The sequence below is a fragment of the Paracoccus sp. J39 genome (genome assembly GCF_000518925.1).
GTDB lineage: Bacteria > Pseudomonadota > Alphaproteobacteria > Rhodobacterales > Rhodobacteraceae > Paracoccus.
The window spans coordinates 1-9,128 of record NZ_JAEN01000042.1 but is presented as its reverse complement, the minus strand read 5'-3'; the positions used below and the strand labels follow the sequence as shown (position 1 = coordinate 9,128).

Genomic DNA, 9,128 nt, shown 5'->3' with positions numbered 1-9,128 from the left:
GCCCAGACGGGTGGCCAGCTCCTGTTCCACCTCATCAGTCGCCTTTACGAACGCACCTCGATCATCGTGACGACGAACCTCGACTTCGGCGAATGGCCGACCGTCTTCGGAGACGCGAAGATGACAACGGCGCTCCTCGACCGACTGACCCATCACTGTGACATCGTCGAGACCGGCAACGAGAGCTGGCGCTTCAAGACGCGGGAATGACCGAGACGCCGCTGGCCCGATCCGGTTGCGCTGTATGGAGGCTACACCGCATCGGGCCAGCTACCCGTGCTGACCAAGCGGGGGCATTATTGGGCGCCGAAAGGGGGTCAAAGTTGCGTGCCGATTGACATTCCGTTGTTCTTCTCGAACACTGGCTGCTTGTTTTGAACCAAGACAGCCTTCAGGAGCATTTCGCAGGCGTGTTGCGCATGAAGAAGCACCGTCGTAACGCGACCTTCGTCGTGGAAGCTATTGAAGGCTGTCATGCTGGTCTTCAGTGATGAGACTGCCTTCAGCTTCAGAGTTTTTGCGTCTCGGACAAGCTTCATTCTATGCGGACTTTCTTACCTCACGCATCGCGCGATTGAAAAAGAACCGGATCAGCTGATCCCGCGCTTCAGGATCGGTCAACACGATATCGCGCATTTCCGTGTCGCGTTGATACCCTCGCACAACGCTTTGGAAAAACGCCTGAGAAAAGGCCGTATAGACCACATCTGCCGAGTTGTTCTTCAGCATCTCGGTCATCTCTTCATCCATCGTCGCTTGGTAGCTCGGCTCGTGCCGGACGATATCTGCCTCGGTGAAGGCTGTGCCATGCCGGTCATTGAATGCCTTGACGATCTCGGACAGTTCCTTCTGCTCGTCCTCGGTATAGGGCTTTGCGCCGAATTCGTTGATCGCCTTCAGTGCGGCGTGATCGCCCGGCGAAAGGCCGGCACTCCCGACCTCTTTTTGTTCCACCTTGAACGCTTGCAGGCGCAGCATGTCCTCGGTAATCTCGATGTCTGGCGGCACTTCTCGGCTCGGCAGCAGCCGCGCGAGCCATGCGCCATAGGAGTAGAGTTTTTCTAATCCCGTGTCTTCCAGGCGGATCACCTGCGCGATGAAGCTGTAGAAGCGCATGAAGCTCTTCAGAAGCTGGCGAAATTCCTCTTGTCGCCCCTCGTCTTCGTCAGCCTCGAACCGGCCCACCGCTTGCCGCACCAGCCCCTCCAGTTGGGCCCGATCCGAGCCGTCCAGACGTCCGCTGTAGAAGGTCACGGCGAACCGCTCGATCTCGTTCTTGTCGAGATAGCCGAACTTCATGAGCCGGCCCTCAAGGTCATAGACTTGGTTCGGGTCAGAAATCGCTTCCAGAGCCGTTTGCTCGTAGTAGGGACGGAAGGCGTTCTGGATGTCCTCGATGCTGTTTTGAAAATCGAGAATGAAGGTGCGTTCCTTGCCGGCCATGGTCCGGTTCAAGCGCGAAAGCGTCTGAACGGCCTGAAGACCCGCGAGCTTTCGGTCCAGATACATGGCGCATAGCTTCGGCTGATCGAAGCCGGTCTGATACTTTTCGGCGACGATCAGGATCTGATACTGCTCGGGAAAGGGCGTGCCGTCGGGGCGAACACCGTCGAAGCGGCTTGGAAGCTCGGTTTCCGAGAAGCTGTTGAGTTCAGCCTCGGTGTAGGTTTCGCCGTTGTGCTTGAGATCACCCGAAAAGGCGACCAGCGCCTTTAGATCACCGTAGCCGTTGCTGGCAATATAGTCGCGGACACCGAAGAAATAGCGCAACGCGTGCTCGCGGCTCTGCGTCACGATCATCGCCTTTGCCTTGCCGTTCAACTCCCCCATCACATGCCGGCGGAAATGTTCCACGATGATCTCGACCTTCTGGCCGATCGCTGTGGGATGAAGGCTGGCATAGCGCGCGACCTTTCGTTGCCCACGCCGGCCGTTCAACTCGGGATCATCCTCGATCGCTTTCTCAAGTTGATAATATGCCCTGTAGGTCATGTAGTTCTGCAGAACGTCGAGGATGAACCCCTCTTCAATCGCCTGACGCATCGAGTAGAGGTGGAAGGGGTGCGGCAGCCCGTCCGGTCCCTCGACGCCGAAGCGTTCCAGGGTGACATTGCGCGGGGTGGCCGTGAAGGCGAAGAAGCTGATGTTGGCCTGCGGCCCCCGGCTCTTCTGGTATTCCGCGATGATGTCCTCGATGTCGTCGCTCGATGTGGCCTCGCGGGTCAACGCATCGGTCATGGCCTGCGCGGACTTCCCGGACTGGCTGGAATGGGCCTCGTCGATGATCAGCGCGAAGGTGCGGGTGCCTTGGCCGGACAATTCCTTCAGATGGTCGGTCGAGAACTTCTGGATCGTGGTAATGATGATGCGCGCACCCTTGGCGATGGCCTCCTTTAGGTCGCGTGATGTGCCGTCGATCTTCTTGACCACTCCGGCCGTCTGCTCGAACTGGGCAACCGTCCCCTGAAGCTGGCGGTCCAGAACCACTCGGTCGGTGACGACAATCGCCGTGTTGAACACGGGCTGATCAGCTGCATCGTGCAGGTTGATCGCGTGATGCGCTAGCCAGGCGATGGTGTTCGATTTTCCCGAGCCCGCCGAATGCTGGATCAGATAGTTCCGCCCCGCGCCATGATCGCCGGCATGGGCCATCAGCTTGCGCACGGCGTCCAGTTGCTGGAAGCGGGGGAAGATCATCACCTCGGACTTGCCGTTCGCCTCAAGGTGCATGAAGCGCCCGAGGATATCGAGGAGCACCCGGCGCGCGAAGATCGCCTCGCCCCATGGCCCGTCGCTATAGAGATAGGCGATGCGGAACTCGCCCGGCACATCGGGGTTGCCGGCACCGCCGTCGCGACCACGGTTGAACGGCAGAAACCGGGTCTTGCCGTTCTGCAACCGGGTCGTCATCGACACATTGTCTTCGTCCAGCGCGAAATGCACCAACGCACCGCGCTTGAAGGTCAGGAGAGGCTCGCCCGCGGGCGAGCGGTCGGTGCGATACTGCCGCTCGGCATGGCGGAAGGTCGAGCCGGTCAGCAGGTTCTTCGCCTCGATCGTCGCCACCGGCAGACCGTTCAGGAACAGCACCACATCGAGGCGGCCGCCGTGCTTCTGGCTGTATTCCACCTCGTCCATGACGCTGAGGATGTTCGCCTCGAACTCGGCGATCCGCTTCGGCTCGATCCCGCTGGCCGGGCGGAAGAAGCAGAGCGAGAAGCGGATGCCCGGGACGATCTTCAGCCCGCTGCGCAGTACGTCCAGCAGCCCGCGATCCTTCAGCGCCCTGGTCAGCTGGGTGAACAGCGTGTCTTCGGCCGTGGTGGCGTAATGGGTGACGAGCTTGGCCCATTCCTCGGGCTGGGTAGTTTGCAGAAAGCGCAGGACCAGAGCGCGATCCATGGCAAGCGCGCGGTCATAGTCGGCCTTCGGGTCGCGGTGCAGATAGCCCTGCCCCGTCACCAGCTGGCTGATCAGATGGTTCTGAACGACCTTTTCCTTGTGGGCCAATGTTGCGTGCGTTGTGCTCATGCCCCCATCTCCGCTTCGATTTGGTCCAGTCGGCGGTCGGTCGTGCCGCGGCGGGACCATGTTTCGGGGTTGATCTGGCCGGTGACGGCGGCGGTGATGAGGGCGGCGCGGAATTCGCGCAGGCGCTCGATTGATGTCTTAGTCGCATCTGCGATGGAAGACAGCGTCGCCCGTTCGCTTCGGAAGCGGCTTACCAGTTCCTGCTGTTCCTCCAGCGATGGCAGTGGAAGTTCGTAGCTGTAGAAGGCTTCGGTGCTGAGGGAAGGAACGGCACCGGGCTGAACCATGGTCGCCATGTCAATCTGTGACAGGGCGAGCAGGCAGAAATCGGCATCGATCATCCGCTTGTTGGGAACAAAGGCGGCCATGTTGTTATCGAGGCAAGCCGGACGCCCGATCATCGAGAATCGCCCGAGGAGGAGCGCGGCGCCAATCTTGGCAAAGACGATAGTCCCAACGGGAAACACCGTCGCGCGGAGCTTCCTGGCTGTCTCTGCCGAGACCGTATCCTCGGTTGCCGTGATCGCCGCGTCGAGGCCGAAGGTCTTCAGATGCTTGACCTTGAAGAAGGCTATGTCTTCATTTGGATTACCCTGCAATTCAACGGGAAAGCCGGCACCGTTCCTCAGATTTCCCAAGTGCCGGGTTCGCCAGCGTTTCGCCTTGATCTGCGAAAACATTAAGTGCAGAAGCGCCTTTTCTCGTTCGGCCAGTCGCGCCACCAACCGCTGCTTCTTCTCGATCAGCAGGTCGATGCGGGCGGTTTCGCGGTCGAGGAAATCCGCAATTGCCTTCTGGGTGGGAAGGTCGGGGAGTGAGATATCCATTGCCAAGAGCGCATCAGGATAGAGCCTCAAACGCGATTCGATGATTCCCTTCGACCTCGACCGAAACAGCGCGCGCATATCGGCAGATCGTGTGCGATGATGAATAAATCTAGGGTCTGCAAGCTGCTTGTTGATAACAAATACCGAGTAAGCTGGGCTGACAATTCCATCATGATCAGACACGCCGTAGGCGCCCTTCCACGCAAGCATGTAATTCATGACCAGATCGTCTCTTTGGACTATCCGGTAGCCTTCCAAAGTCGCAGCGCGGCTTTCGTGCTCCTCACCTTCGAAGGCTTCCGCTCGCGGCTTCACCCCATAGTATTCAGAAACCGACAAAAGAGTTTCATCGCCGTGGCGCGAGAACTGGTTCCGATCCTTCAGAAAATGTTTGAACCGAACCATCGTCATCCCCCGACCCTCCACGCCTGCCGGTTCTGCCAGTCACCCGGAAACCCCATCGCCGCCGGTGCGGCCAGCGGGCAGGTCGCCAGATGATCAACCAGCCGTTCACGCCATTCCGTGTCCGGCGCCACGATGGTCAGCAGGTGATCCAGCATCACCAGCGTGTTGTGCAAATAGCGGTCATCTGCCCCGCGTAGCGCGATGGCCAGCCTGGCGGGCGATTTCGGCACCACCATCTTGATGGTGAAGCGCCGGTTCCACAGCCGCCCGTGATGGGCGCAGATGTTGCGCACATGGCTCATGTGATGCGCGAAGGAGGTCAGCACCTTTTCATCCAGCCCGAAGGGCCTGGCGATGGCCTGCCGATCGCCCCGCAGCTTCAGATCGCCCAGGAATTTCGACAGCAGGCCGAAGGACATCACCTCGGCCGCCATCCAGACCGGCGGCAGCTTGGGCGAGGTATATTTCCCGCGATAGTGCTCGGCGAAGGTATCGCGCGAGCGTTTGAACTCCTTGGTCAGGTCTGCCACGGCGGCGGCGTGGCGGGTGACTTTGCCGTAATGCGCTTGGTCCAGATAGCCGTGCGCGCCATAGGTCATGGCCATGTGATGGGCCCATTGCGCGCGGATCGCGACTTCAATCCGCTCCACGGCGTCCATGACCATCAGGCGAAGCTGGCGGTCGAAGACATAGAGGGCCAGCACATCCTCGAACCGGGTGCCGGGCGTCAGGGCATGATCGCCATCGGCGGCGGGAACCTCGAACGGCAGCCAGTAGGCCCGAAGGCGATAGTAGGAGATGTGACCAAGGTAGTGGCGGGCCGCGGCCTCGTCATCCACGACCATGCCGCGCCGGCGCAACAGGGCGATCTGATCGTTGATAGAAGTGGCGGGCTTGTTGAACTTCATGCCAGCACCCCACTCCGCTTGGACGCAGAATCCGGGGCCTTAAAAACAAGTAACCCGCCGGGGTGCGCAGTACGCTGCCGAAGCGGCGCCCGAGGCGTGGCGGGTCTTGTTACGGTGGTAGATAGGACAACCGGGTTAATAAAGCAACAAGAAAGCGGGCGCAGCGGCGAAGAAATCATCGCGCCACCTCTTTCAGCAGCTCGGCGATCTCGGTTTCCAGCGTCTTTAGCTCGGCATCGATCTCTTCCAGCGGGCGGGGCGGGACATAGGTGTAGAAGTAGCGGTTGAAGTTGATCTCATAGCCCACGCGGCCCACCTTGCCGTCGCGGGCATCGCGGTGGTTCTCATCCACCCAGGCATCCGGCACGAAGGGTGTGACCTCGCGGGCGACATATCCGCGCCAGTCCTCCTTCAGCGGCACAAGCTCGTGGTCACGCAAATCGGGGTCTGGCTCAGGGTTGCCATCTTTGTCGCGGCAGATGTCAGCCTCTTCGTCGCGCTCGGACAGGGCGGCGAGGATCGCCTTTCTGATCGGCGCGCCAATCTTCAGCCCGGCACCCTTAAGCACCTTGCCCAGCGCCTTTTCGAACTGGTCACGGTTGCGGAACACCTGATCCGACAGCCCGCGCAGGGCAATCTGGATCTGGTCCTGTTCGGTCGGATCGAGCCGGGCAAAGGGCTTCTGATCGGCCAGGCGGGCAAGCCGTTCGTCGCTGGCCTGAAAATTCAGCCGCAGCGGGCGCTCGATCCTGATCTCGCGGTAGCCGAAATCCTCGGTGTCGAAGATTTTCGCGACATCGGACGCGCCGCTTTCTCCGTTCAGGAAGTCTGCGTAGATGCGCACGATCTCCTCGCGCGCCTTGTCGGGGATTTCCCGGCGCTTCGAGCCCAGTGACTTGCGCATGGAGCGCCAGAACCACTCGCCCGAGGCATCGATCAGCTGCACCTTGCCGCGGCGCTGGGCAGGCTTGCGGTTGGTCAAAAGCCACACATAGGTCTGGATGCCGGTGTTGTAGAAGAGATCGGTCGGCAGTGCGACGATCGCCTCCACCCAGTCGTTTTCCAGCATCCAGCGGCGGATTTCGCTTTCGCCCGAATTCGCGCCGCCGGTGAAGAGGGGCGACCCGTTCATGACGATGCCGATGCGCGAGCCGTCCTCGTCATCGCGCATCTTCGAGATCATGTGCTGAAGGAACAGAAGCTGGCCGTCGGATATCCGCGGCGTGCCTGCACCGAATCGGCCGGAGAAGCCCATGGTTTCGGCCTCGGACTTGATCGGGTCCTGATACTTCTTCCAGTCGACGCCATAGGGCGGGTTCGAGAGCATGTAGTGAAAGCTGCGGTCCTTGTGCGCGTCCTGCGTCAGCGTGTTGCCGAAGGCGATCTGCTCGGGATCATGGCCTGTCACTAGCATGTCGGATTTGCAGATCCCGAAGGATTCGGGGTTCAGTTCTTGGCCGAAAAGCTCCACCCGGATCGACGGGTTGAAGCCCTTCAGCGCCTCCTCGGCCAGAGCCAGCATCCCACCGGTGCCGCAGGCTGGATCATAGACCTGCCTGATCTTGCCACGGCCTGACAGCTTGGTGTCGTCGTTAGCGATCAGCAGGTCGACGATCAGCCGAACCACCTCGCGCGGGGTGAAATGTTCCCCGGCGGTTTCGTTCGAGATTTCCGAGAAGCGGCGGATCAGCTCCTCGAACAGATAGCCCATCTCTATGTTCGAAATGGCCTCGGGGTGTAGATCGATCTGACAGAACCGCTCGAAGACCGGCCATAGGATGCCGGCGTCGTTCAGCCGTTTAAGCTGCTCAGTGAACAGGAACTTGTCGAAGAAGATGTCGCGGATATTGCCCGAGAAATTGCGGATGTAGTCGAGCAGGTTCTGGTGCAACTGGCCCGGGTCCTGGCCGCGCAGGCTGTCGAATGTGGCGCGCGACAGGTTGTAGACCTTGATGTTGCCGCCCACTGCCCCGAAGAGGATCATGTCGCGGGTCGCATCATCGATCCCGGGCGGCAGGGACTCCGCGGCCTGCAGGACGGCCGTCTTCGATCCCTCAAGAATGCAGTCTAGGCGGCGCAGGACGACAAATGGCAAAATAACCTTGCCGTATTCGGATTGCTTGAAATCACCACGCAAAATTTCGGCGATTGACCAGAGAAAGCCCGCCGTTGACCGAATTTCCGCACTGTCGCGCTTCGCCGCTTCGCCCATGTACCGTCCCGAGTGTTGTAATTATTGGGCTGACCGTAGCTGGAAGCGAAGCAGAATCAAAGAGCAAGCCGTCACTCCTCAGGCTTGGTTTGTCTCCCAAGGTCTTTTCTTTGGCACTGCCGCCGTCACCTCGACTTCCCGCAGCATGCCGCCCGCGATCAGACCGTCGCGGATCCAGCCCAGCGCCTGCCACCAGTCGTCATAGGCGCGGCGGGCGGAGGCGATCTGCTGCGGATGCGGGCGGAAGGTGACGGGGCAGGGGCGTTGTTGCAGAACTCCGTTTTCTGAGGGATTCTGAGCTACTCCCCGGAAATCGGACAGTGACGGAAGCTACGATCTGACGTTTGCTGGTCTCCAAGAACGAGGAGATCAGGAATGCGGAAACGCAGAAACTATGACGCAGGCTTCAAGGCGCGCGTGGCGCTTGAGGCCGTGAAGGGCGAGCGCACGGCGTCAGAGCTGGCGGCCGAATACGGCGTGCATCCGACGATGATCCATCAATGGAAGAAGGCGCTGCTCGACGGAGCTGCGGATATCTTCGAGCGCGGTGGCAGAAAGCCTGTTGCGGAGGTGGATGAGGAGACGGTCCGGTCACTGCATGCCAAGATTGGAGAACTGGCTGTCGCCAACGATTTTTTGTCACGAAAGCTCAAGCCGTGGACCGGCAAGTGAGGCGCGGGATGATTGAGCGGGGCCATCCGGCGTTGTCGATCGGGGCGCAGTGCCGCCTGCTGTCGATCTCGCGCTCGTCCTTCTATCATGAACCGGTCGGAGAGACGGAGCAGAACCTCGGCCTGATGCAGCTCATCGACAAGCAGTTCCTCGACACCCCCTTCTACGGGGTCCGGCAGATGACCTGGCATCTGCAGAACGAGGGGCACGGCGTGAACCAGAAGCGCATCCGACGGCTGATGCGGCTCATGCGCCTGATGCCGATCTACCAGAAGCCCAACACCAGCAAGCCGAGGAAAGGGCACAAGACCTATCCCTATCTGCTGGGCGGGCTACGGGTCGATCGCCNCGGTCAGGTCTGGTGCGCCGACATTACCTACCTGCCGATGCGGCGCGGCTTCCTGTATCTCGTCGCCATCATGGACTGGTTCACCCGAAAGGTGCTGGCGTGGCGGATATCGAACACGCTGGAGGCGGACTTTTGCGTCGAAGCGCTGAACGAGGCCATCCACCGCTTCGGCGCGCCGGGGATCATGAATACGGACCAAGGTTCACAGTTCACGTCTTTTGCCT

General features: G+C 60.4%; 7 protein-coding genes and 2 pseudogenes. 3 read left to right on the top strand and 6 right to left on the bottom strand.

Annotated features, from left to right (window positions below):
• Positions 1-210: pseudogene (gene istB, locus L632_RS0121030) on the top strand (IS21-like element ISPkr1 family helper ATPase IstB); the annotation flags it as partial.
• Positions 211-317: 107 nt separating this feature from the next.
• On the opposite strand, the gene L632_RS23340 reads toward istB, so the two are convergent.
• The 6 genes and pseudogenes from L632_RS23340 to L632_RS25050 form a co-directional block, all read right to left on the bottom strand.
• Positions 318-476: a HEPN domain-containing protein gene (locus L632_RS23340; RefSeq protein WP_198021861.1), complete on the bottom strand. Its 159-nt coding sequence runs from the start codon at positions 474-476 to the stop codon at positions 318-320.
• A gap of 64 nt (positions 477-540) precedes the next feature.
• Complete coding sequence (locus L632_RS0121020; RefSeq protein WP_028717547.1) at positions 541-3,531, bottom strand: type I restriction endonuclease subunit R; 2,991 nt, start codon at positions 3,529-3,531, stop codon at positions 541-543.
• Entirely contained in the window at positions 3,528-4,769 is a 1,242-nt protein-coding gene (locus L632_RS0121015; protein WP_156933705.1) for a restriction endonuclease subunit S, read from the bottom strand. Before L632_RS0121015 ends, L632_RS0121020 begins: the two co-directional genes overlap by 4 nt.
• The gene (locus L632_RS0121010) at positions 4,766-5,671 is read right to left on the bottom strand and encodes an Abi family protein (protein WP_028717545.1); all 906 of its coding nucleotides are present in this window, start codon (positions 5,669-5,671) and stop codon (positions 4,766-4,768) included. The genes L632_RS0121015 and L632_RS0121010 overlap by 4 nt, the downstream gene beginning before the upstream one ends.
• Before the next feature lie 175 nt (positions 5,672-5,846).
• Entirely contained in the window at positions 5,847-7,883 is a 2,037-nt protein-coding gene (locus L632_RS0121005; protein ID WP_084648169.1) for a class I SAM-dependent DNA methyltransferase, read from the bottom strand.
• A 78-nt stretch (positions 7,884-7,961) separates the two neighbouring features.
• Positions 7,962-8,141, bottom strand: a pseudogene (locus L632_RS25050) (hypothetical protein); the annotation flags it as partial.
• A 117-nt stretch (positions 8,142-8,258) separates the two neighbouring features.
• Between L632_RS25050 and L632_RS0121000 the strand changes: the two are divergent.
• Both L632_RS0121000 and L632_RS0120995 read left to right on the top strand, forming a co-directional pair.
• Complete coding sequence (locus tag L632_RS0121000) at positions 8,259-8,555, top strand: transposase (RefSeq protein ID WP_028717543.1); 297 nt, start codon at positions 8,259-8,261, stop codon at positions 8,553-8,555.
• On the top strand, positions 8,540-9,128 hold a 589-nt coding region (locus L632_RS0120995), incomplete at its 3' end, for an IS3 family transposase (RefSeq protein ID WP_156933704.1). The genes L632_RS0121000 and L632_RS0120995, both read left to right, overlap by 16 nt.